General features: G+C 47.4%; 22 protein-coding genes. 12 read left to right on the forward strand and 10 right to left on the reverse strand.

The features are described 5' to 3' along the window. Window positions 1–13: 13 nt before the first annotated feature. Window positions 14–2,335 (reverse strand): DNA internalization-related competence protein ComEC/Rec2, encoded by a 2,322-nt coding sequence (locus tag B5P39_RS22850; protein ID WP_088213048.1) that lies wholly within the window; start codon window positions 2,333–2,335, stop codon window positions 14–16. Between the two features lie 32 nt (window positions 2,336–2,367). Between B5P39_RS22850 and B5P39_RS22855 the strand changes: the two genes are divergently transcribed. From B5P39_RS22855 to B5P39_RS22880, 6 genes are all read left to right on the forward strand, one after another. After that, entirely contained in the window at window positions 2,368–2,877 is a 510-nt protein-coding gene (locus B5P39_RS22855) for a DUF2062 domain-containing protein (RefSeq protein ID WP_011717486.1), read from the forward strand. Window positions 2,878–3,286: 409 nt separating this feature from the next. Next, window positions 3,287–4,459: an NnrS family protein gene (locus B5P39_RS22860; protein ID WP_088213049.1), complete on the forward strand. Its 1,173-nt coding sequence runs from the start codon at window positions 3,287–3,289 to the stop codon at window positions 4,457–4,459. A gap of 149 nt (window positions 4,460–4,608) precedes the next feature. Beyond that, window positions 4,609–5,013 carry a phosphate-starvation-inducible protein PsiE gene (locus B5P39_RS22865; RefSeq protein ID WP_011623180.1) on the forward strand — a complete coding sequence of 135 codons (405 nt, stop codon included), beginning with the start codon at window positions 4,609–4,611 and terminating at the stop codon, window positions 5,011–5,013. Between the two features lie 151 nt (window positions 5,014–5,164). Further along, a complete protein-coding gene (locus tag B5P39_RS22870) occupies window positions 5,165–5,467 on the forward strand; it encodes a PilZ domain-containing protein (RefSeq protein ID WP_011717488.1) in 303 nt (100 codons plus the stop codon). Window positions 5,468–5,544: 77 nt separating this feature from the next. Then, window positions 5,545–6,213 carry an AAA family ATPase gene (locus B5P39_RS22875; protein WP_086902600.1) on the forward strand — a complete coding sequence of 223 codons (669 nt, stop codon included), beginning with the start codon at window positions 5,545–5,547 and terminating at the stop codon, window positions 6,211–6,213. Next, window positions 6,200–6,541, forward strand: coding sequence for a replication protein RepA (locus B5P39_RS22880; RefSeq protein WP_088213050.1), 342 nt, complete (start codon window positions 6,200–6,202; stop codon window positions 6,539–6,541). The genes B5P39_RS22875 and B5P39_RS22880 overlap by 14 nt, the downstream gene beginning before the upstream one ends. A gap of 281 nt (window positions 6,542–6,822) precedes the next feature. On the opposite strand, the gene B5P39_RS22885 is transcribed toward B5P39_RS22880, so the two are convergent. Continuing rightward, window positions 6,823–7,074: a YecH family metal-binding protein gene (locus B5P39_RS22885; protein WP_088213051.1), complete on the reverse strand. Its 252-nt coding sequence runs from the start codon at window positions 7,072–7,074 to the stop codon at window positions 6,823–6,825. Between the two features lie 128 nt (window positions 7,075–7,202). On the opposite strand from B5P39_RS22885, the gene B5P39_RS22890 reads away from it, so the two are divergent. The 4 genes from B5P39_RS22890 (at window position 7,203) to B5P39_RS22905 (ending at window position 11,749) form a co-directional block, all read left to right on the forward strand. Further along, window positions 7,203–8,885 carry a sensor histidine kinase gene (locus B5P39_RS22890; protein ID WP_088213052.1) on the forward strand — a complete coding sequence of 561 codons (1,683 nt, stop codon included), beginning with the start codon at window positions 7,203–7,205 and terminating at the stop codon, window positions 8,883–8,885. After that, entirely contained in the window at window positions 8,882–9,592 is a 711-nt protein-coding gene (gene btsR, locus B5P39_RS22895; RefSeq protein WP_011717493.1) for a two-component system response regulator BtsR, read from the forward strand. Before B5P39_RS22890 ends, btsR begins: the two co-directional genes overlap by 4 nt. Window positions 9,593–9,787: 195 nt before the next feature. After that, on the forward strand, window positions 9,788–11,242 hold the full coding sequence (locus B5P39_RS22900; protein WP_011717494.1) for a carbon starvation CstA family protein: 1,455 nt from the start codon (window positions 9,788–9,790) through the stop codon (window positions 11,240–11,242). Window positions 11,243–11,380: 138 nt separating this feature from the next. After that, window positions 11,381–11,749 carry a VF530 family DNA-binding protein gene (locus tag B5P39_RS22905; protein ID WP_088213053.1) on the forward strand — a complete coding sequence of 123 codons (369 nt, stop codon included), beginning with the start codon at window positions 11,381–11,383 and terminating at the stop codon, window positions 11,747–11,749. 131 nt (window positions 11,750–11,880) lie between these two features. Here B5P39_RS22905 and B5P39_RS22910 read toward each other — a convergent pair whose 3' ends face one another. Then, window positions 11,881–12,924 (reverse strand): PQQ-dependent sugar dehydrogenase, encoded by a 1,044-nt coding sequence (locus tag B5P39_RS22910; RefSeq protein ID WP_088213069.1) that lies wholly within the window; start codon window positions 12,922–12,924, stop codon window positions 11,881–11,883. A 425-nt stretch (window positions 12,925–13,349) separates the two neighbouring features. On the opposite strand from B5P39_RS22910, the gene B5P39_RS22920 reads away from it, so the two are divergent. Continuing rightward, entirely contained in the window at window positions 13,350–13,799 is a 450-nt protein-coding gene (locus B5P39_RS22920) for a FlxA-like family protein (protein ID WP_088213070.1), read from the forward strand. A gap of 64 nt (window positions 13,800–13,863) precedes the next feature. On the opposite strand, the gene B5P39_RS22925 is transcribed toward B5P39_RS22920, so the two are convergent. The 7 genes from B5P39_RS22925 to rssA form a co-directional block, all read right to left on the reverse strand. Beyond that, window positions 13,864–14,733 (reverse strand): hypothetical protein, encoded by an 870-nt coding sequence (locus B5P39_RS22925; RefSeq protein ID WP_254915849.1) that lies wholly within the window; start codon window positions 14,731–14,733, stop codon window positions 13,864–13,866. Between the two features lie 114 nt (window positions 14,734–14,847). Beyond that, window positions 14,848–15,459 carry a GTP cyclohydrolase II gene (ribA, locus tag B5P39_RS22930; RefSeq protein WP_023267813.1) on the reverse strand — a complete coding sequence of 204 codons (612 nt, stop codon included), beginning with the start codon at window positions 15,457–15,459 and terminating at the stop codon, window positions 14,848–14,850. Between the two features lie 263 nt (window positions 15,460–15,722). Further along, window positions 15,723–16,079: a YibL family ribosome-associated protein gene (locus tag B5P39_RS22935; protein ID WP_011717500.1), complete on the reverse strand. Its 357-nt coding sequence runs from the start codon at window positions 16,077–16,079 to the stop codon at window positions 15,723–15,725. 125 nt (window positions 16,080–16,204) lie between these two features. After that, window positions 16,205–16,666 (reverse strand): anaerobic ribonucleoside-triphosphate reductase-activating protein, encoded by a 462-nt coding sequence (gene nrdG, locus B5P39_RS22940; RefSeq protein ID WP_088213056.1) that lies wholly within the window; start codon window positions 16,664–16,666, stop codon window positions 16,205–16,207. A 105-nt stretch (window positions 16,667–16,771) separates the two neighbouring features. Further along, window positions 16,772–18,889, reverse strand: coding sequence for an anaerobic ribonucleoside-triphosphate reductase (gene nrdD, locus B5P39_RS22945; RefSeq protein ID WP_088213057.1), 2,118 nt, complete (start codon window positions 18,887–18,889; stop codon window positions 16,772–16,774). 369 nt (window positions 18,890–19,258) lie between these two features. Further along, a complete protein-coding gene (locus tag B5P39_RS22950; RefSeq protein ID WP_088213071.1) occupies window positions 19,259–19,969 on the reverse strand; it encodes a hypothetical protein in 711 nt (236 codons plus the stop codon). A gap of 164 nt (window positions 19,970–20,133) precedes the next feature. Continuing rightward, window positions 20,134–21,081 carry a patatin-like phospholipase RssA gene (rssA, locus tag B5P39_RS22955; protein WP_088213058.1) on the reverse strand — a complete coding sequence of 316 codons (948 nt, stop codon included), beginning with the start codon at window positions 21,079–21,081 and terminating at the stop codon, window positions 20,134–20,136. A gap of 301 nt (window positions 21,082–21,382) precedes the next feature. Between rssA and B5P39_RS22960 the strand changes: the two genes are divergently transcribed. Next, a complete protein-coding gene (locus B5P39_RS22960) occupies window positions 21,383–22,732 on the forward strand; it encodes a DEAD/DEAH box helicase (RefSeq protein ID WP_088213059.1) in 1,350 nt (449 codons plus the stop codon). Window positions 22,733–22,759 lie beyond the last annotated feature (27 nt).

Raw genomic sequence — 22,759 nt, forward strand, 5'->3', positions numbered from 1 at the left:
CAAAGTGGCCATTCTACTCTGGATTAATCAAGTCACCAAATCTAAACAAGCGGTTATACCAAAATGGCGCCAAATCACGCCGATAGGTCTTTACCTCGAGCCGTCCAGCAGCAAAAGAAACGCTGATCTGCCCTTCTCGCCCCGTCGTTAAATAATGAATATCACGCGCTTGATAGCGCGCGACCACATCAGGCTTGGGGAAACCATAACGATTATTGAGACCTGCTGGAAACAACACTAATTCAGGGGCGACTGCATCGATAAAGGCAGGAATTGATGAAGTTCGGCTGCCATGGTGCGGCGCAATGAGCACTTGGCTTTTAAGCTCGGTGCCTGCAAGCGCTTGTTCAATCAGTACCGCTTCGGTTTCCTTCTCAATATCACCACTGAGTAACAAACTGTGCGCGCCATCATCGATACGCAGCACACAGGAGGCGTTGTTCCCTCCCTTGGCCGTCTGAGGCGAGATAAAGTTTAACGTTAATTGCTGCCACTGAATTTGCTGCGGCACACAGGGCATCCCCTCTAAATGAGCCACATCGGTTATCCAGTTTGCCCTTGGATAGGCTTTAGCCAGCACTTCGGCACCGCCAGCATGGTCGTTATCCCCATGACTCACAACAATATAATCCACCTGAGCTAAGCCTTTGCTGTTAATAAACGGGATAATCACCCGTTCGCTATAGCTAAAATCCTCACCAAAGGCGGCGCCCGTGTCATAGATAAGTGCGCGTTTATCCTGTTCAATCACCACGGCCAATCCCTGCCCCACATCGAGTAGGTGTAGTGTCCACTGAGGGGACGAGGACTCAGTCACTCGTGGAAAAATCACTAATATGAACGGAATAAACAGCAAGGCTAAAGGTAAATGCCAGAGCCAATACCGACTATGATGCGGAAGATAACGCAACAGTATTAGGGCCAACAGTACGCACAGACTGGCCCCGAGCAAGGTCTCAGAGACCGAATGCCAATGGGCGGGTAAATCACCACTAAGTTCCAATAACTTGCCATAGGGTAACAGTGTTAAATCAGCCAGATGGAACAACGCAAACCATGCTTGACCAAAAAGCGTGCTTAACCACCAGAGGATAAACGCCAGCATAGACAAGGGGATAACGATTAAGCTAAACCACGGCACCACCAGCATATTCATCCACAGACTGTGTACGCTTAGGCCGCCGAAAAACACCGCCTGTACCAGCCCTAACACCAGACTTAAACGCCATTGAATCGACCAAAACTGCGTGAGTCTCCCTCTCGCTTTTGCCCTAACGGTAGCGTTACCTTTAACGGGCTGAATACGCGGCGCGCTTTCCAAGGTATATAAAATAATCGCCAAGGCGCAAAACGACAGCCAAAAGCCAGCACTCAAACAGGCAAGCGGATCGAGCAAAAGCACAATAAAGAGTGCAAACAGTAAACGGTCCCACGCACTCGAGTAGCGTCTTAATAAACTCAGCAGCATGATCAATAAAATCATCACTAACGCGCGTTGAGTCGAAACGGCAAACCCCGCTAAATAGCTATAAAATAAGGCACTACCTCCGGCGAGCAATAGCGCAATCACTAGATTTCGCCTGCTCGGATGCGCCGCGAAGCGGCTTAATAGAAACAGCGTGCATACATAAACCCAAGCGGTGATCACAGATAAATGCAGCCCAGATATCGCCACTAAATGCCCAGTTCCGGTTTGCCTTAATGCCTGCCACTTACTGGCTGGTATGAGTTGCTTATCGCCCAAGATCAGCGCGAGCAAAATATCCCCCTGCGCAAATGTCGACAACTTAGGGGATAATTGGCTAATCAGATAATTTCTTAATGAAAAATGCGATGTTTCTAACGTTGCATGTAGTACCCTGCCCTTGCCAACAATATGCTGACTAATCAATTGCTTTTGCTCGTTGTAGCCACCTTGATTTAACACGCTAGAAATAGTTTTAGGCATCAGCGTGAATGTCCAAACTTGCCCCACTTGCACCGCTTCGGGAGATTGCCAAGTGAGTCGCAACTTCGCCCTTGGCCAAAAGATTAAATTTGGTTTATCGACAATAATATCGAAGCTAACCCAGTCGCTGTTTTGACTAACTAGTGATATGATTTCGGCCCTCACTTGAATTGGCTGTTGCGATAAAGGAAGATCCTGCCGAGATAAGACTAAGCAAAACCCCGTAAGCCAACACATCGCGAAAAGTACGCCAGACAAACTAGGCGCTTTTTTGAATAAGATGAGTGCCCCAAGGCAAAGGTAGGGTAAAGAATTGATTGGCAGCAGCGAGGGCCACAACATCGCTGATAATAAGGTGGCACTAAAGCCAAAAATGAATCCATTCATAGTGAATTAAGTTAAGACAGCAATTTCAGCCTATGCCAAAAAAATTAATCAAAAAATATATGCCTAAGCCTGAAACCCTGCGTGAGCACAAACACCTACGCATTTTCGGTCGCTTATTACATAACCCCAATCTGTGGGCGCTTAATCGCCGCTCTGCCCCGGGGGCCTTTGCCATAGGTTTGTTTGTCGCTTGGATCCCAATGCCGTTTCAAATGGTCGTCGCCGCCGCTTTCGCCATCCTGTTTAATGTCAATATTCCTGTCTCTGTCGCATTAGTGTGGATCACCAACCCGCTCACCATGCCAGTGATGTTTTATGGCGCTTATTTATTGGGCGCAAAAATTCTTGGCCATGCGCCGCAGGAGTTTGCCTTTGAAGCCAGCTGGCAATGGATTGAATCTTCATTGGCCACCATTGGCCCTGCATTTTTGCTTGGTTGCTTAGTGTTGGGAGTCATATTTTCCGCCTTGGGATACCTGACGATCAGTAATCTGTGGAAATACTCCATCATGTTTAAATGGCAAAAACGTAAGACAAAATAATTGCCGAATCTTTGCCGCACCATCCAGTGGCTCACCCGTATTTTATTTAAGAGCATCTAAGCGCATTTAATCACTTTGATAAGCGCTTAGATGTCTTGTTAGTGTCCAGCTTAGATACATTTGCTTAACCTGTAGTATCGAGTTTCTCTGGCTCACCAGCTCTAGATATTGAACAAGTTAACTCCTATATGCATTCCCCTCCCATACCTTGTCACACCTGCAACTAGCTAAACTCGAATCGTAAAGCAGCCTGTATCTCGTCTCGGATCTAAGAGCTAATCCATCACATCTAACCGCAAAATAAACAGCTTTCACTGCAGTAAACTGACTGTTACTCATAAGGAGATATATACATTCATTTTATTTGCAGCTTAAAATATTCCTATGTTCACCTTCACCACTGCTCTGTATGCTGAATATTGATGAACCCGCACACTTACAACCCAAAGTGGCCTTGTTTCGCTTAGGTTTTAGACCCTTTTTCCTGTTTGCCAGCCTGTTTAGTCTCTTAAGTTTGGGCATATGGGGCGGATTGCTCTCAGGCAAGTCGTTACTGCCAAGCACACTCAATCCTCTTTGGTGGCATGGTCATGAGATGATTTTTGGCTTTGTCTGCGCTGTAGTTGCAGGCTTTTTACTGACGGCCGTTCAAAACTGGACGGGACGCCCTAGCATTAAAGGTATGCCTTTAGCTGGACTATTTTTAGTATGGCTACTGCCTCGTTTGTTGTTCATATTGCCCTTCAACATTCCGCTTGTGGCCATTATGGTCATCGATCTGCTGTTTTTACCCTTAACGGCGGTCTTATTAGCCATTTCGGTGATTGAGGTTCGCCAGTGGCGCAACTTTGTGTTTATCCCCATTCTGAGTTTACTCACCGTTTTCAACGGCGTGAGTTATTACAGCTTAATGACTAATCAATTGAATTGGATGAATAACGGACTCTATGCCGCAGTGATATTGGTCGCGGTTATTGTTGCGCTGCTCGGCGGACGGGTGATCCCGTTTTTTACTGAGCGAGCGACCCAATGGCAAAAACAGTCTCCTATCCAAGCAATAGAGTATTTAAGTTTTGCTAGCCTATTAGCCCTAGTGATAAGTCTCTTTTTAACAGAAATATTATTGACCCGTATTCTTGCAGGTGTCGCAGGCTTAGTGCTCTTCATTCGTTGGTCTCGCTGGGGATGGAATGCCAGTTGGCCAGTGCCACTATTATGGTCGCTGCATTTAAGTTACTTATGTATCCCCATCGGTTTAGGGCTGATTGCCGCGGGATTGCCACTTTCCGTTGGCATGCATGCCATTACTGTTGGCGGATTGGGCGGAATGATCCTCGCGATGATGTCACGGGTCTCGCTCGGGCATACGGGGCGTACACTGACGCCGCCGCGACCAATGGCGCTGGCTTTTGCTTTAATCCTCCTCGCCACAGTGCTGCGCGTCCTCGCGGGCTTACTTAGTGCCTGGTTTATCGAACTCATGCTCGCCGCCATTGCGCTGTGGATCTTAGCCTTTGGTTGTTTCTGTTACTGTTATGGACCTATGCTTTGTCGCGTAAGGGCCGATGGTCGCCTAGGCTAAAGCGGCGTCTAAAATCACGGCGCTTTGATTCTGTGGCTCAACAAGCAATTGTTATCTTGTGAATTGAGTCACAGAGAATCACGCCTCTTTTCCCTACCTAAGGTATTTTTACTGTTACTATTTATAAAAATATTCAGTAGGGAGTACCTATGCCATTTTATCGTCAATACGGTGCCAAGGGCTTAAAAGCCGTTGAGCATCTGGTATTAATCATCATCGCCATTGCGACCGTTGTCGCCATCGGCCAAGAAATTGTTCATGTCTTTAACGTCGGCGCCGTCGCGCTTGCCGATCTACTGTTATTGTTTATTTACCTTGAAGTGCTCGCCATGGTGGCTAACTACGCCGAATCGGGCAAATTACCCGTGCGTATGCCGCTGTACATTGCGATTGTCGCCCTAGCGCGGTACTTAATCTTAGATATGAAGAGCATGGATGACTGGCGCATTGCCGCCATTTCACTCTCGACTTTGATCTTAGCGGCCACGGTTATCGTTATCCGTTGGGGCCAATTAAAAATGCCCTACCCTAAAAATCAAGAATACGATAATTAATTCTCACGCGCGTCATTGCCAGCCAAAGGCAATGGCGCCATGTTCTTGCCAGTAAAATCCCCACCAAAGACCTCGCTTTCACATTGGTATTCTGCCAAAAAGCAATTATGCTAGTTTTACTGAGATCAATTATTTACGGGGCAATTGAGTTATGGGTGACCATCCAACAGGATTTGAAGAAAAACGTGGGTCGCTTCGCGTGGATATGGAAGCTGAGCGCGTACTCTTACATTGGACAGATAACGACGATGTAAACCATACCGACCAAGGCGTGTGCATCGATTTAGCCCGTCGAGGCATTTTGTTTGATTATAAAAAACCGTTCTCGCTGGGTGATTTAGTCACTGTGACCTTTAATCCTGACACCGATCATGAGAATAGCGTTAAAGGTCAGGTCTGCCGCTGCTCTAAACGTCATGATCAAAGCTATCATGTCGCCATGCAATTGCTTTAATTTCAATCCAGCTACGCAGGGTCGATTGAGCTGTTCTACACTGAATTAGTTGAACTATTCGTACAGGGGACATAGCTATGATATTGCTGGTGGGTGGTGAAAAAGGTGGTAGTGGCAAGAGTTGCCTCGCGCAAAATCTGGCGGTTTACATAAAACAGAAATTTGACGCCAATGTGCTGATGGTCGACTGTGACCCACAACGTACCACATCCGATTGGATCCAAGCCCGAAACAACGACCCTAGCCTCCCTGCCATTAACTGTATTCAACTCTACGGTAAAATTCGTAATGATTTGCTTAGTCTCAATGAGCGTTTTGACTATGTGATTGTCGACTGTGGTGGTCAAGATAACCTTGCGATGCGCGCCGCGATGTCGGTGGCCACTTATGTGGTGATCCCCTTAAGACCAAAGCGTCGCGATCTAAAAACCTTACCCCATATGGAAGACATGCTCAGCACCTGTAAAATGGTTAACCCCAAAATGGTGGCCACCATAGTGCTCACCCAATGCCCCGCGCTGCCCACACAGGTAAAACGTATTTTAGAGGCCAAAGAAGTGGTGCAATCCTTCGGGTTACGCGTGCTCAATTCGGTGACGTTCTGCCGCAATATTTACGATGACAGTGAGGAAAAAGGATCGTCCGTGATGGAAATTGAGCCCGATGGAAAAGCGGCCGACGAAATCCGCGCAATTGTGGATGAGCTGTTCACCTTACCTCCAGAAAATAGTTATGAGCTTAACTGATCTTAAACGTAAGAAACCCAAACAAGTCATCAAGTCGGTTTCTGTTGATGATTTTATTGAAGATGCCAATAACTATGCTCTTGGCAAGGCGAGTATTCTTAACCTCCCCACTGCCGAGCCTAAGGGATTAGATAAAAAGTCCGCCAAGATTTACCGCCATGCCACTTTTACCTTAACCGAAACCAGTATTTCCCAGCTCGATGGCTTGGCAAAGGAAACCAAGATTGCTAAATCGCGGCTGCTGCGGATTTTGATTGATGAGTTCAGCCACAGAACAGCTGAAGAACAACTCAAAGTAGTCAATAAAAGTAAGAAAAATGAAGGTTAACTCGACTATTTATGCATTGATATTAGCGGTTATCGGTGAGTGATAACTGCTTAAGTTTTCTGCAATAAAACTGCCGCGATGCAAACCTCTATAAAATTCCGCTTTCGGGAGATTTAATTGGCCGCAACCTAATGCGGCCAATGGTTCTAAACTGGACCGACGCTATATCGACTAAGGTCAGTTCGCCCAAGCTCATATGACCTAGACTGCAATTAGGCTCAACTTCTATTGCCTAAGCTTCGATTAGCTAGGCTTCGATTAGCAAGAGTACTTTAAATCATCTAGTGGTGTGAATGATTACACTGCCGGCCCACAACCAATGTCAAACCTTGCGCAGACTCCAGCATTTTTCCTTTGCGCAGTAATAAGCTAATCAGCTCTTCCGCCTGTAGATTATCGGCGCTGCAAGTGTGGTAACGTGCATTGTCACCAAAGGTTTGTGCCATCAAGGCGATAAACTCAGGCTTTAAAAGCGGATTTTCTTGCGCTACCATCAGCGCCATAACGTCATGACCGTGAACAGAATCGGACATAGTCTCTCCAAAAGATGTAAAAAAGATTAAGCTTTATATCCGAACTGTTGAATTTTAACCCTGATCTTGCGCACATACTGCCGATTTCAATGCCTGTGCCGACTGCAATGACGATAAAGTGAGCCACTATGTCCTTGATCTTGCTCCTGACTCAACAGATGTCACTCTACTTAGTGATAGTGTATTTGGTCAGTAAAACGCCACTCTTTAAACTGTTCGCCGAAACCTCCCCCCGCCTACCGCACAAGGTATTTATTTATCTTATCTTTTCAAGCTTTTGTATCATGGCGACTTATTTTGGCGAGCAAACCTCGGGCGCCATTGCCAATACTCGCGCGATGGGCGCCGTATTAGGTGGCTTACTCGGCGGGCCGGTCACGGGATTTTTAGTCGGTATCACGGGAGGTTTGCACCGCTACAGTATGGGTGGTTTTACCGATTTAGCCTGCGCCATTTCCACTACCCTCGAAGGCCTGTCAGCGGGCATGATCAGTTTTTACCTGCGCCGCGCGGGCAAGAGCGAGCTTATCTACAATCCACTGTTAGTTTGCCTAGTGACCTTTTACGCCGAAATGATGCAGATGAGCATTATTCTACTGATCGCCCGCCCCTTAGATGATGCCTGGGAATTAGTTCGACAGATTGCACCGCCGATGCTCTTAGTTAATTCCATCGGTGCGGCGCTGTTTATGAGCATGATCCGTGACCAAAAAACCATGTTCGATAAGCTTTCCTCCAGCTTCTCGACCAAGGCGCTCAAGATCGCCGAGCGCAGCGTGGGCTTACTCTCCAAGGGCTTTAACGAAGAGAGTAGCGGTAAGGTTGCGCAAATTGTGATCCAAGAAACCAATGTCGGCGCAGTGGCCATTACCGACCGCGAAAAACTCTTGGCTTTTATTGGCATAGGGGCTGACCATCATATTCCCGGCACACCGATTTCCTCAAAAATAACCCTTGAGGCCATTAACCAGAACAAAGTGATGTTCGCCGATGGGGTAGAAATGCCCTATTCCTGCTCGATTTCGAGCCAGTGTAAACTCGGTTCGAGCCTAGTGATCCCACTTCGTAGCGACACCGAAGTCATTGGCACCATCAAGTTATACGAGCCAAAAAATAAATTGTTCTTGAATATTAATCGCACCTTAGGCGAAGGGATTGCGCGGCTATTGTCAAACCAGATCCTCTATGGCCGCTTTGAACAGCAGCAAAATCTGCTGACCCAAGCCGAACTCAAATTGCTGCAAGCTCAAGTGAATCCCCATTTTTTATTCAACGCACTCAATACCATCAGTGCGATTATTAAGCGCGATCCCGATATGTCGAAGCAACTGCTACAGCAGTTATCGCAGTTTTTGCGGATCAATTTAAAGCGTACCACTGGTTTAGTGACACTCGGGGATGAGCTCGATCACATCGCCTCCTATCTCACCATTGAGAAAGCACGATTTATTGATAAATTACAGGTCAATATCGCTATCCCTGAGTCACTCTATCACTGCAAAGTACCTGCGTTTACCCTGCAGCCGATCATTGAAAATGCCGTAAAACACGGCACCTCCCATATGATTGAGCAAGGGCAAATCAAGGTAACAGGCCAGATGGATGAACAGGTATTGGTCTTAGAAGTCACTGATAATGCAGGGCTTTATCAACCCATTATGGGTTCTGAAGGGCTAGGCATGAACTTAGTTCATAAACGGATCCAAAACCTGTTTGGTGAGCAGTACGGCATTCAGGTGGAATGCGAGCCGGATGAGTACACCAAAGTCACTATCCGCTTACCCATAGAACAGACGGAAACCAGCACGTGATAACTTGTTTAATTGTCGACGATGAATTGTTTGCCCGCGAAGAGCTTGCCGATCTGCTCGGTCAAGAAGCTGATATTGAAATTATTGGCCAATGCTCCAATGCAATTGAAGCGCTGCAAACCATTGCCAAAGAAAAACCTCAATTGATTTTTCTCGACATCCAAATGCCGCGGATTTCTGGCATGGAGTTGATTGCCATGCTCGACCCCGACACTTTGCCGAAAATCGTGTTTGTGACCGCGTTCGATGAGTTTGCAGTCAAAGCCTTTGATAATCATGCCTTTGATTATCTACTCAAACCCATAGATGCCGAGCGTCTGAGTCAAACCTTGAAACGGGTGCGTAAGGATCTGACGCCACAAGCCGTGAATCTGATCGCGCCATCGACGCTGGAGCATTTGCCCTGTTACAGCGGCAGTAAGTTAAAAGTCATACCCATTCAAGATGTTGAATATGTGTTTAGCGATTTAAGCGGTATTCATGTCGCCTGTACCAAAGGCAAGGTTCACACCCAGCTCACGCTGAAGGTGTTAGAGGAAAAAACGCCGCTAGTGCGTTGTCATCGCCAATATCTGATTTCGCCCAAAGCCATTGCCGAGATAGAACTGCTCGATACTGGCGCCGAAGTCACCACCCTGCTTGGCGACAAAGTGCCCGTATCTCGCCGCTATCTCAAAAGCCTTAAGCAATTGTTTGGCTTCCAATAGTCCGATAATTAACCGCTTATGCTCATCTCCTAACCGCTCGGGGCAGTTAATACTTATGAATGACATACGTATGCAACCGCTCGCCCCATTCTATTGCCGCTGAGTCAGCATTATCGACCTCTCACCCAGTTAGCCCTGTTTTGTGTAAACAACTTGTTTACACTCTGCACAACTCAAAATGGGGAGATAACTAAAATGATGTGGTTCCTACTCTGCGTCGGTCTATTGATCGGCGGTTACTTTATCTACGGCACCTTCGTTGAGAAGGTATTTGGTATCAACGAAAAACGTCAAACACCGGCTTTTAGCCAAACCGACGGCGTAGACTATGTGCCTATGTCGAAAGGCAAAGTGTACTTAATCCAATTATTGAATATCGCGGGTGTGGGTCCAATCTTCGGCCCAATCCTAGGTGCGCTTTACGGTCCTGCAGCCATGCTGTGGATTGTGATCGGTTGTATTTTTGCCGGTGCGGTGCACGATTACTTCTCGGGTATGCTGTCGGTCCGTAACGGCGGCCAATCTGTGCCAAACCTTGCGGGTAAATACTTAGGTAAGAGCGCCAAACACTTTATGAACGTGTTTGCCATTATCCTGCTGTTACTTGTGGGTGTGGTGTTTATCTCTGCGCCAGCGGGTCTGTTAGGCAAGCTAACGGGTTGGGATGTCAGCATTTTCGTTGCGATTATCTTCGTTTATTACCTGATTGCTACTGTGGTACCTGTCGATAAAATTATCGGCCGCCTGTATCCCTTCTTTGGCGCGCTGCTGTTCTTTATGTCCTTTGGTTTAGCCTTTGCGATCATATTATCGAGCGAACATACACTGCTGCCTAATGTGCAAGCGGGTGACTTCTTCCAAAACTTAAACCCTAAAGACATGCCACTGTGGCCTGCACTGTTTATCACCATTGCTTGTGGTGCGATTTCAGGCTTCCACGCGACACAATCACCGCTGATGGCACGTTGTGTTGAAAACGAAAAGAACGGCCGTTTCGTGTTCTTTGGCGCCATGATCGGTGAAGGTATTATCGCCCTGCTCTGGTGTGCGATTGCGCTGTCTTACTTCCACGGTGTTGAAGGGTTAAGCACTGGCATGGCGGGCAACCCTGCAAACGTAGTATACGAAGCCTCTACCGGTCTATTAGGTGCTGTCGGTGGCTTTATGGCCATTCTTGGGGTAATCATTCTGCCCATTACCTCAGGCGACACCGCTTTCCGCTCTGCCCGTTTGATCTTGGCTGAGTTCTTTAAAATGCCACAGGTTGCGTTACCAAAACGTTTAGTCTTGGCCATCCCATTGTTTGTGATTGGTGGTTTATTGACTCAAGTCGACTTCGGCGTGATCTGGCGCTACTTCGGTGTGGCTAACCAAGCGACCGCTGTATTAATGCTCTGGACGGCTTCTGCTTACCTATTGCGTCATAACAAGCTGCACTGGATCACCACTATTCCAGCGATGTTTATGACTACTGTGGTTATCACCTTCCTGCTCAACTCGGCAACCCTAGGCGCAGGTTTGCCTATGACCCTGTCGACCATTGCAGGAAGCATTTCAACCTTGGTAATCACTGCGTTATTGATTGTGAAAACCAAAGGTAAAGGCGAAGTCGATAGCGACAGCGACAGCGAATTACCCGATGAAGCCTAATTTCTAGCAAAACCGCTAGAAATATCGCGACTAAAATTAAACGGGCACTCATCAGTGCCCGTTTTTTTATCCATCACCTTAAGCCTAAGCCCATAATACTGGTATAATCCCGCCATTGTTCACGGCAGTTTATTCAAGATGACTCAATCAAATAACCCATTACACGGCATCACACTCGAAGCCATAGTCACCCAACTGGTGGAACACTATGGCTGGGAAGAACTCGGCGCGCGCATCAAAATCCGTTGTTTTACCGAAGATCCGAGTATCAAATCGAGCCTGCGCTTTTTAAGAAAAACCGACTGGGCGCGGGAAAAAGTGGAATATTTGTATTTAAAAACCAATAAACTGCCACTGCCAGCCGCAAAATTATCTAACGCTCCGGCGAAAGCTGCGGCCAAGAAGCCTGCAAAACCAGCACAAAAACCTGCTCAGGCGAATGCAGCCACATCGACACCTGCAACGGATGGCCAGATCAATAGCCATATCTGGGGTAAGCGCGATTAATTTCGCGAGAAAATTCAAAAGCGTATTCACAAGAGCAGACAAAAAATGCGTGGGATAATTCACTCGATTATCCCGCGCATTATTTTTTAAGCAGTTTATCTGTAGGATTTACCTTTAAGCCTAGCTATCGGCTACTTTGACTGCGGATAAGTCACTCGGTAAATCGCCCCCGCATAATCATCCGACACCAGTAAACTACCGTCGGCCAATTCAGCAAAGGCCACAGGGCGACCGAAGGTTTGTTCATCCTGCATAAAGCCGGTTAAAAACGGGGTGTATTTGACCACCTTGCCTTGCTCTATCGTCGCCACAGCCACTTTATAACCCGCTTTCTTCGTGCGATTCCACGAACCATGCTCGGCCACAAATAACTGCTGTTGATAGTCGCTAGGGAACTGTTTACCCAAATAAAAATGAATGCCGAGCGGCGCCACATGCGCCCCTAGTGAGAGCGCCGGTGCTGTGTATTTGGCTGGCTCTTTACCTTGGCCAAACTCAGGGTCAAGAATCGTACCTGCATGCACATAGGGGAAGCCAAAATGTTCACCCAAGTAACTGACCTTATTGATTTCGCAGGGAGGAATATCATCGCCCATCATGTCGCGGCCATTATCGCTAAACCAAAGGGTTTGAGTGCCAGGCTGAAAATCAAACCCAACGGAATTACGAACCCCTTGGGCAATCGTCGTTAATTTTTTGGTCTCAAGATTAAGCGAGAAAATACGCCCATAGCGTTCACTCTCCGCGCACACATTGCAGGGTACGCCCACCGGAATGATTAACTCGCCTGTCGGGGAAACGCCTAACACCTTCCAGCCATGGTGGGTTTCACTTGGAAAACCATCGAAGACAACCTCAAATTTGGGTGAGTTTAAGTTGTTATCGATATCTTTGAATCGAATGATGCGCTCGACTTCGGAGACATACAGATCGCCATCTTTAATGACCACACCCGAAGGTAGCTTAAGTCCTGAGGCAACTAGGATTTTCTCATCGGCAACGCCGTCCTGGTTACGGTCGATAAGGGCATAAACATTCCCCGCCTTCATTGAGCCCGCATAGACAATGCCTTTATCGGATACGGCAATTTCGCGCGCATTTTCAACATCATCAGCAAATAGACTTACGTGAAAGCCTTCGGCAACCGTCAATTTATCTAAGATATTCTTAGCCATTGCTGGCGCAGAAATACCACTCAAGACACTGAGTGATAAGAGAGAAACCGCCTTAAAACTGGTTGTCGTAAGTAGTGCGGCGCGTTTTTTATGATCCATTGACTCGCATCCTAGTAGGGTAAAATTATTGTCGTACAATTAACTTAGCTTCGTTTAACTTTGTTACGTTACCTTAGATATACCGTATTACCAAATCCTCTGATTTAGCAGGTCAATCCGACTATGCGCCCCCTTAAGCGATAACTCACTCTCTGTTTGCCATGTACTCAATCCCACATATCGCGCCCTTTGTAAAATAAGGATGAAAATCTGCTTGAGTTTTTTATCTATCAGCCGATAACTCGATAAAGCACACTTGGCACTCACATTTGTTACTCTATTGAACATAGTTGAGCGATCGCATTGAAGTATTAAAGGAATCTATCGTGAACATTAATGGATTAAATACTACCGCAAACAGCGGCGCCTTTAAGTCAGTGTCCAATGCCTATATCAACACATCGCCAGCAACCAACGCCTCCACAAGCGAGTCAACAAACTTCGCGACTGAAGAAACCGTCAATATCTCTAGTGCAGGAAGGCAAGCTCTCGCCACCGAAGTGGGCGCAGCTTTAAGGGGTCAAGCGGCAGAAAAACTGCAACTGACGGAGAGTACTGACACCGAAGAGTCCACATCGATTATCGATGAACAAATTAAGCGCATAAAGGAGCAGATCAAAGCATTGCAGGAGATGCTCACTAAGCTCGAAGGTGATGATTCTGAAGCTGCAGATCAGCAACGTAAGCAGCTGCAGGAACAGATTATGCAGCTTAGCAATCAAATCGCCGTGTTAATGGATAAGAAAATGCGGGATGCACAAAAATCCGCAGGCTAAGACTTAGCGATAATCTGCGCTAGTGTTTGTATATCAAAACTTCATGAGCTTGGGTTGAAACAGACTAAATAGGGAAACTAAATAATAAACGCCAGATATTTAATCCGTCGCCAGTGCGATAACTGATCCCAATTCTATCTATGCCGAGGAGATCGCCACCCAAAGGCTTAGCAAAGGCGAGTGTAGCGCCAAACTCGTAGCTGCCGGAGACTATGGTTTCATCTTCAGCATTTTGGCTAAAGTCCAGCTCGTTGAAATACCAATAACCGACTGCAAAAACTCTCGGCTGCATCTGAATATTCAACCATTGCCAGCGGGGTGAAAGGCCAATATCGACTCCGGTTTGCAATACCGCAAATTGATCGGTTAATTTTCCTACCCGCTCACTGTAGCCCGCAAACCTTAGCCTAGATACCCAAACGCTGTCTTCACCCGCGAGGCTGAAATCATACAGGCTACTCACGCCCGAGGCTAAAATCGCCACGTTCGCATCGGTATCGAAATTCGTCCCAAACCCCACATCCAGATAGGCTTCCATCCGCGTGTTTACCGTTGCTTGCCAGTGGTGTTCGATGCCGGGTGTCATGGTCATAGTGCCAACCGAGGAAGGCAATTCACCATCGGTAATGTCTTTGGCTAAGTAGTCAAAAAAACCGAAGGATAAGGGTAAACGCAGCCAAGTTTGACTACTTTCGTCCTTTAAGAAATCAAAGCTTAAGGGAATGCTCACCACAGTGGCATTTTGATCGGCGGCCCGATACACACCCGTACCTAGATAACTGCCAAAGGCATAAACAGAGTTGGGATTATTTTGGCCATCAATCGGTGATTCGGGGCTCATTTGAGCAAACGACTGAGATAGCTGCGCAGCCTGCGGTGGTGCATAGCTTGCAATGGGAGCGGTCGACGCCAACAGTGGGAAGACGTACCCCATTGATAGCGCCGAACAGGAAAAGCATTTAACGAGTAACCGGCTAAAAATGGTCTTCAATTTATGCAAACAGATCCTGATTTGCTAAGCCTAATCGGTTATCGCTTTGGTTAAAGATTACTCTTCATCCGTAAAATGATACTCAGACATCATATGCCCAAGTTCGGTGGATTTAGTCTTTAAGTAAGCTTCATTGTAGCGGTTTTTACCGACTTGCAGGGGAACACGTTCAACCACTTCGATGCCGATTTCTTTCATCGCTTTGACTTTGCGAGGGTTATTGGTCATTAAGCGTACATGCTTCACGCCAATTTGTTCAAGCATAGGTTGGATCATATCGTATTTACGCATATCCGCCGGGAAACCTAATTGCTCATTCGCCTCAACCGTATTGGCGCCTTTATCCTGCAATTCATAGGCACGGATCTTATTCAGCAGACCAATACCGCGGCCTTCTTGGCGCAAATATAAGATAAATCCACTGCCGGTTTCGGCAATGTTTTGCATCGCAGTTTGCAGCTGGAAGCCACAGTCACAGCGTAAGCTAAACAAGGCATCGCCCGTAAGACACTCAGAGTGAATACGGCCTAATACGGGGGCATCGCTACTTAGGGTGCCAAATGTGAGGGCAACATGCTCTTTACCGGTTTCGGTATCTTCAAAACCGTGCATGGCAAAAACGCCCCAGGGAGTGGGTAATTTTGACGTCGCGACATATTTTATCGACATGACTTAACCTTAACGACTACTCTCATTCCATGAGACGGAAGGAACATCCATAAACAAAACGATGATTGGGCTCTTCGCCTACTGAGCGCCTATTCTAAAGCGTTTTCCATAATCACGAAATACTTTAGTAATTTAATCAACTATAAATCGAAACCTGCAGCGCTATCACGGCTATAACTCAATCCGTCGAACAACCATTCAAGGCGCTGCAAAATAGGCATGTACCTTATTTTGCAACTCAATGAATAACTTGCCAATAAAACTTAAAACTTTGCTGGAGCAAAACCCGTCACTTCGGTTAAGCCCATTTCGCGTCCTAATGCCGTCATAGGATGCACAACCACTAGGCCTTTGACTGACTTTTTCAGTTGACCCATGTCGGCTTGCTCAGCTTTGGTGAGGGCGCGGTGGAATGGCAAGTGTTGAATATCTGTACCTTGCTTTTGTAAAAGACGCGACTGCTGCGTTTTTACACTATTGATTTGCTTAGTGACCGCCGCAATCTCGCGTTTAAATTGCGCCACAATAACGGCATCGCCACGTTGCTCTGCTGCCGCCAGTTTACGACGAAACTTGTCTAACTTATCGTTAAGCTGCTGCAGTTCTTGCTTTAAATTCATCATGTTACCTTAAATTACTTAAGTGAATCCCAGTCAATATTTGCACCATTTTGGGCCTGAATGTCTGGGTCACTGTGTCAAGGTGTGGGATTATAACAGCAAGTTAGCGATCCTCGTTACCGCTTTTATAAGAAACGGATCACCTGATTGCTGCTGCCACGGTATGGCAAACTCGGATCGGCAAGGCTCTGCTCGAATTTACCATCCACCAGCACGTCCACATATTCCAGTACCGCACGCTGCTTATCCGTTAGCGCATCCCAGGTATAACCTGTCCACAGCCAAATATCTTTACCCGGACATTCGGTTTTCACCCGCTTTATTAACGCGAGTATTCCCTCAAGGTTGGCGGGTAAGAGTGGATCGCCCCCAGAGAGTGACAAGCCGCGGCGCACAATGCGCTCATCCTGCAGATCCGCAATAAGCGTATCTTCCATCGCCTTATCAAATAAATGGCCTGAGCGCACATCCCAAGTACTTTGATTATAGCAACCTCGGCATTGGTGCTCACAACCTGACACAAATAGGGTGACCCGGGTACCGGGGCCGTTCACCACGTCAACGGGATAATATTGGTGATAGTTCATTGCTGCGTCCGCGCTAGAGCCCAATATGATCACGGGCTAAACATCAAAGCACAGTCGCCACCAGTGCGACTGTGCCAGTGTAACAAAACAAACAAGGCAAAAGTGTTACAAGTGTTTGATCCTGCGTTTCACTTCTTCTTGCTTGCCATGGTTGAATGGTCTGGCATCGGGGCTACCTAAGTAACCGCATACACGGCGGGTGACAGATACCCGACTTGGCTCATGGTTGCCGCATTTAGGGCAAGTAAAACCTTTACTGGTACAACTAAACTCACCGGTAAAACCGCAGTCATAACATTCATCAATCGGCGTGTTAGTGCCGTAGTAAGGCACGCGGCTATAGCTGTAATCCCACACATTTTCGAGCGCTTCAATGTTGTGCTGCATATTGGGGTATTCGCCGTAGCAAATAAATCCGCCATTGGCGATCGCAGGATATGGCTGCTCAAAATCAATTTTATCGTAAGGATTCACCCGCTTTTCCACATCCAAGTGGAAGCTATTGGTGTAATAACCTTTATCGGTTACGCCTGCAACCACACCGAATTGGCGCGCATCGAGTTTACAGAAACGGCTGCAGAGGCTCTCACTCGGAGTGCTATAAAGGCTAAAGCCATAACCGGTTTCGGCCTTCCATGCATCGGTGGCCGCTTTAAGGTGCGCGACAATCGCCACCGCTTTTTCTCTAAGCTTGGCATCATCAAACACATGGGTTTCAGTGCCATAGAGCGCATTGATGGTTTCATGTAAACCTATATAGCCTAATGAAATCGATGCCCGACCATTTTTAAAGATTTGGGCGATATCATCATCGGCGCGCAGGCGCACACCACAGGCACCTTCCATATACAGAATCGGCGCAACTCTGGCTTTAACGCCATTTAAGCGTTCGATGCGGGTGTCTAATGCGCGGCGGGCAAGCAGTAAACGCTCATCTAAAATGCGGTAAAATTCAGCTTCATCGCCATTGGCCTCGAGAGCTACACGGGGCAAGTTTAAGCTCACAACTCCAAGGTTATTGCGCCCTTCATGGACCAGCTCGCCATTTTCTTTATAGGAGCCTAAAAAGCTGCGACAGCCCATTGGGGTTTTAAATGAACCCGTGACCTTTTCCACTTGCTCGTAGTTCAAAATATCTGGATACATACGCATGCTGGCGCATTTTAGGGCCATTTGTTTGACATCGTAGTTGCAATCACCGGCCTTGTGGTTAATACCATCACGAATCGCAAACACTAACTTAGGGAACACGGCTGTCTTACGATTTTTACCTAGGCCCGTCATACGCACTTTCAACATGGATTGTTGAATTAAGCGCGACTCCCACGAGGTACCAAGACCAAAACCAAAGGTCACAAAGGGCGTTTGCCCATTGGCGGTATGTAAGGTATTCACTTCATATTCGAGAGATTGGAAAGCATCATGACATTCTTTTTCGGTGAGCGCCGTCGCATAGGCCTTGGCATCTTTTATCTGCCAATTGAGTGCCACTTGGTAGTGCTTGTCATAGCTCTTCGCCACAAAAGGTGCGAGCACTTCATCGATACGGTTAATCGTGGTGCCGCCATAAATATGGCTCGCCACTTGGGCAATAATCTGTGCTGTTACCGCCGTAGCGGTGGAGATGGATTTTGGGGTCTCAATTTCGGCGTTACCCATCTTAAAACCGTGGGTCAACATGCCCGCCAAATCAATCAACATACAGTTAAACATCGGGAAAAACGGCGAATAATCGAGGTCGTGATAATGGATTTCGCCAAGTTCATGGGCGGCCACTACATCCTTAGGCAGAATATGGCTCTTGGCGTAATGTTTCGCGACGATACCCGCGAGCAGATCCCGCTGGGTTGGGATCACTTTAGAGTCTTTATTGGCGTTTTCATTTAACAGCGCGGCATTGCTCTGCTCGACTAAACCTCGGATTTCGAGATTGAGTTTACTGGTCGCATCGCGGCAAATATCTCTGTCGTGGCGGTACTCGATATAGACACGCGCCAAGGATTTGTAAGGGCCTTCCATCAAGAGATTTTCAACCGCATCCTGTAAATGGTGGATCTCGACTTCTGCCAGATTCGCCACTCGATCCCTCACACAGGCGGCAACCGTCGCGGCATAGTCAGCATCCTCTATCCCAACCGAGTTTGCAGCCGCTATCACTGCATCTCTTATCCTTGTTTCATCAAAAGGTGTGCGGCAACCATCCCGCTTGATCACGACTGGCATTGTTCAGTTCCTCTCCATTCCGATTAAAATTAACACTACATATAGTGTTTAGATAATCAACAAACACAATATCTAGGCAATTAAGCGGCATTAACACCTAAAATTCCATGATCCAGATCATGATTTATAGGATGGATAAAAAGAACAAAGAAGAACTGTAGCCAAGCCCAATGATCTCAGTTTTAAGCCTTGACCTTGGCCATAAAGCAGGATAGCGGACGCTAAAAATGAACGCTAATAACGACAAAGGACCTTGGCCCTAAAGCCAAAGTCCTTTTCATAAAAAATCCTTAGAATAAAAAATCCTTGGAATAAAAGGAGTCCGTAGCTCGGCGTTTGCCCTTAGCTCAGGGTTACACTCAAGCAGGGTTAGCGTTTGGCTAAGGCAAGATAACTACTCAGTTGCCCCGATGCCGATTGCTGCATTCCCATGGAGGAAGCCACTTGCATGGTCGATTTAAGCCCCTGCCATAACTGTTTTTTGCTATCGCTGAGTGTTGGATTGCTATTTAGATAATCGGTTAACTGGCCAAATACCTTGGTAGCTTTTTGTGCAAGCACTGGGGATTGCGCATCATCCATATTCGACAATACGTTTTTAGCATCGACTAAGGTGTTGATCATCGGACTGTTTGGTGACTTTTCCGCTAAGGACTTTAGCTCATCGTCGATAAAGTCCTGCAGAGATTGCTTGCTTGGCTTTTGGCTCGGCAAACTAATGCCGTTTTGTGACAGGCGCTCAACCTGTGCATCGGACAAAATGCCGTCCTTTTGCAGCCGAGACACTAGGGCCGGAATATCTGACACACTAAACTGGCCATCGGCAAAAAAGTCCTTCGACATGGCTTGGATTTTTTGTGCCCTAAGCGCACGGGGTGACAAGGCAATCTCATCACTCGGTTTCGTCTCAGTTTTAGGCGTATCCTTGGTGGATGAGTTGGCATCCGTGCTGGGCTCTGTCTTACTTGCGTCAGTTTTACTTGTGTCTGTCTTACTCGTGTCCGTCTTCTTGCTGTTCAAGCCATAGGCATCGGCAACACTGCTACGGTTCAGATTTAAGGCATTGAAAAGAGGATTCATCGTCAATAATTCGGCATCTAACACTGTGTGATGGGGTTAAAGCAAAAAATAAGCCAATCAAACAGTCACTTGCCTAAATTATTATTCGTTTCGCGGGCACGAGCTTGCCAGAACGAACAAAATTTAATCTCGAAACGTCAACACGCCCTAAGTATCCTCGCGACTTAGCCTTTCCAGATCGCGGCTTCAATCAAGTGCGCCACTTTAGCGACAGCCGCCTCCCCCGCCGCTATGGCCTCATCGGCGCGGTGAAATTCCATGGTACCAATATTAGCGACTTCTGGCACAACTAGGACATCGGGCGGATCTCCCATCAAACGTGCCCGTTTATGGCGCTGCTCTAAAATCCCCATCGATTGAGACATCACCGCAATCATGCCGGGGTTGGATTTAGTGCCGAGGGAAAACTTGTCGGTTAAGCTGCTGACATACTCCCGACCCCTAGCAAACAAATCCATAAAGCCGGTTTCTTGGCGCGCGGGCATTTCGGTTTCTTCCTTCGGCGCCTTATGGCTGGTCATATTGACGGGTAATACCTGCAGCCGCCCAGAATGAAACCCATGCAAATCCACGGCAATCACAATATCGACGCCCATGGCGCGGCTCACTGACACAGGCACAGGGTTCACCACGGCGCCATCGACTAGCCAACGGTCTCCTTGACGCACGGGGGCTAATATACCCGGCATTGAGCAAGAGGCGCGCACGGCTTGGCGTAAATCGCCATGGCGAAACCAGATTTCTTGTCCCGAATACAAGTCAGTCGCGATGGCTGCAAAGGGTCGCTCGAGCTCTTCAATATTGATATCACCGATGCGCGATTGCAGCACATCGAAGACTTTCTCGCCGCCGATCAAACCGCCCTTACGCCAACGAATATCCATTAACCCGAGGACATCCCAGCTCGAAAAACTGCGCACCCACTCCTCAAGCTCGGTCAAATGATTATGGGCATAGGCCGCCCCGACGAGCGCGCCGATTGAACATCCGGCCACTTTATCGGGTTTGACTCCCATGGCGGCAAGGCCATTGAGTACACCGATGTGAGCCCAACCCTTGGCGGCTCCGCTTCCAAGAGCGATACCAATGGTGGGTTTTGTCCCCTTGCCCATAATATGTTTCCCTTAACAACTCAATGATTTGAATAAGCTAAGTTCCGCTCTGAACACTGTCAATGATTAATAGCTGATTATTCGTGAACTCAAGTAATGGGTGGCATTAAGAGCATTTGAACAACCAGCCTACCTAACAAACCTATGGAACGGTTCTGCATGACGAGAGTGAAGAACCGATGGTGACTAGCCATATCTGCGGCGATTTAACGGATCCAGTAAGATAATGACCAATCAAGATAGCTGAGCATAGTAATTTAAGGCTATAATCTGCCCTCACTCAGATTTAGGGGATATACCTTTGCAGTTTACTGATTTTTCTCTGGACCAGCGTCTGTTACAAAGCTTAAAGCATATGGGGATTGCGACCCCAACCGCCATCCAGGAACAAGCACTGCCTATCGCATTGGCAGGTAAAGATTTAATGGCGTCATCAAAAACAGGATCGGGTAAGACCTTAGCGTTTTTGTTGCCAGCGATGCAAAGGGTTATCTCCACCCGCGCCTTAACCAAGCGCGATCCTAGAGTACTGATTTTATTACCAACCCGCGAATTAGCCCACCAAGTGTATAGCCAGCTACGTTTGCTAGTTGCCAACACTCAATATAAAGCCATTAGCGTGTTGGGCGGTGAGAACTTTAACGATCAAGCCAAGGCGCTGGCAAAAGAGCCGCATTTTATCGTGGCAACGCCGGGACGTATCGCCGATCATTTAGAGCAAAAAAACCTCTTCCTCAATGGATTAGAACTGCTTGTCCTCGATGAAGCCGACCGTATGCTGGATCTGGGTTTTGCGCCGCAATTAAAAGCCATTAACGCCGCTGCAGATCATAAGCGCCGTCAAACCTTAATGTTTTCGGCCACCTTAGATCACAGTGAAATCAATGAGATTGCCGCCGCATTACTCAAAAATCCATCACATGTGGCGATTGGTGCAGCCCACACTGAGCATCAGGACATTACCCAGCGGATTTATCTGTGTGATCATTTAGATCACAAAGAAGCCCTGCTCACGCGTTTGCTCAGTGACGAAACCCATAAACAAGTGATTATTTTTACCGCCACTCGCGCCGATACTGAGCGCTTAGCCAGCAAACTCTCGGCGCAAGGTTTTGCCACCGCGGCGTTAAGCGGCGAGCTGAAACAGGCGGCCCGTAATCAAATCATGGATCAATTTGCCCGCGGCCAGCAGCAGATTCTGGTGACCACAGATGTGGCATCCCGTGGCTTAGACTTACTCAATGTCTCCCTCGTCATTAACTTCGACATGCCCAAATTTGCCGAAGAATATGTCCACCGCATTGGTCGTACCGGCCGCGCGGGCGCTAAGGGTGATGCAATCTCCCTCGTTGGTCCTAAAGATTGGGATAACTTTAAGAAAGTACAACTCTTCCTTAGAAAGACCTTTGATATCAGTGTGCTTCAGGGTCTCGAAGCTAAATTTAGTGGTTTAAAAGACAAGCCAAAGACCATCGCAACTAAAGCGGTCGCTAAGGCTGGTACAAAAGCCAAAGCGAAAACCAAGTCAAAAACGGTTAAAACGGCCGCCTCCCGTGACAAACGCTTTATCACTGGGGTTGATGTGGGTGATGCGCCCATGCGTAAAAAACCTGCGGCGCCATTGCTGCAGGACCATGACGACGAGCGTTAATGATTTACTCGCGAGAGTCCATAGTGC

The sequence above is a fragment of the Shewanella sp. Shew256 genome, assembly GCF_002196695.1.
Classification (GTDB): Bacteria; Pseudomonadota; Gammaproteobacteria; order Enterobacterales; family Shewanellaceae; genus Shewanella; species Shewanella mangrovisoli.

Bases quoted from the DNA above. Each gene is read 5' to 3' on its own strand.
- B5P39_RS22850 (WP_088213048.1), bottom strand. From the start codon at position 2,335: ATGAATGGATTCATTTTTGGCTTTAGTGCCACCTTATTATCAGCGATG.
- B5P39_RS22855 (WP_011717486.1), top strand. From the start codon at position 2,368: ATGCCAAAAAAATTAATCAAAAAATATATGCCTAAGCCTGAAACCCTG.
- B5P39_RS22860 (WP_088213049.1), top strand. From the start codon at position 3,287: ATGCTGAATATTGATGAACCCGCACACTTACAACCCAAAGTGGCCTTG.
- B5P39_RS22865 (WP_011623180.1), top strand. From the start codon at position 4,609: ATGCCATTTTATCGTCAATACGGTGCCAAGGGCTTAAAAGCCGTTGAG.
- B5P39_RS22870 (WP_011717488.1), top strand. From the start codon at position 5,165: ATGGGTGACCATCCAACAGGATTTGAAGAAAAACGTGGGTCGCTTCGC.
- B5P39_RS22875 (WP_086902600.1), top strand. From the start codon at position 5,545: ATGATATTGCTGGTGGGTGGTGAAAAAGGTGGTAGTGGCAAGAGTTGC.
- B5P39_RS22880 (WP_088213050.1), top strand. From the start codon at position 6,200: ATGAGCTTAACTGATCTTAAACGTAAGAAACCCAAACAAGTCATCAAG.
- B5P39_RS22885 (WP_088213051.1), bottom strand. From the start codon at position 7,074: ATGTCCGATTCTGTTCACGGTCATGACGTTATGGCGCTGATGGTAGCG.
- B5P39_RS22890 (WP_088213052.1), top strand. From the start codon at position 7,203: ATGTCCTTGATCTTGCTCCTGACTCAACAGATGTCACTCTACTTAGTG.
- B5P39_RS22900 (WP_011717494.1), top strand. From the start codon at position 9,788: ATGATGTGGTTCCTACTCTGCGTCGGTCTATTGATCGGCGGTTACTTT.
- B5P39_RS22905 (WP_088213053.1), top strand. From the start codon at position 11,381: ATGACTCAATCAAATAACCCATTACACGGCATCACACTCGAAGCCATA.
- B5P39_RS22910 (WP_088213069.1), bottom strand. From the start codon at position 12,924: ATGGCTAAGAATATCTTAGATAAATTGACGGTTGCCGAAGGCTTTCAC.
- B5P39_RS22925 (WP_254915849.1), bottom strand. From the start codon at position 14,733: ATGGGGTACGTCTTCCCACTGTTGGCGTCGACCGCTCCCATTGCAAGC.
- ribA (WP_023267813.1), bottom strand. From the start codon at position 15,459: ATGTCGATAAAATATGTCGCGACGTCAAAATTACCCACTCCCTGGGGC.
- B5P39_RS22935 (WP_011717500.1), bottom strand. From the start codon at position 16,079: ATGAATTTAAAGCAAGAACTGCAGCAGCTTAACGATAAGTTAGACAAG.
- nrdG (WP_088213056.1), bottom strand. From the start codon at position 16,666: ATGAACTATCACCAATATTATCCCGTTGACGTGGTGAACGGCCCCGGT.
- nrdD (WP_088213057.1), bottom strand. From the start codon at position 18,889: ATGCCAGTCGTGATCAAGCGGGATGGTTGCCGCACACCTTTTGATGAA.
- B5P39_RS22950 (WP_088213071.1), bottom strand. From the start codon at position 19,969: ATGAATCCTCTTTTCAATGCCTTAAATCTGAACCGTAGCAGTGTTGCC.
- rssA (WP_088213058.1), bottom strand. From the start codon at position 21,081: ATGGGCAAGGGGACAAAACCCACCATTGGTATCGCTCTTGGAAGCGGA.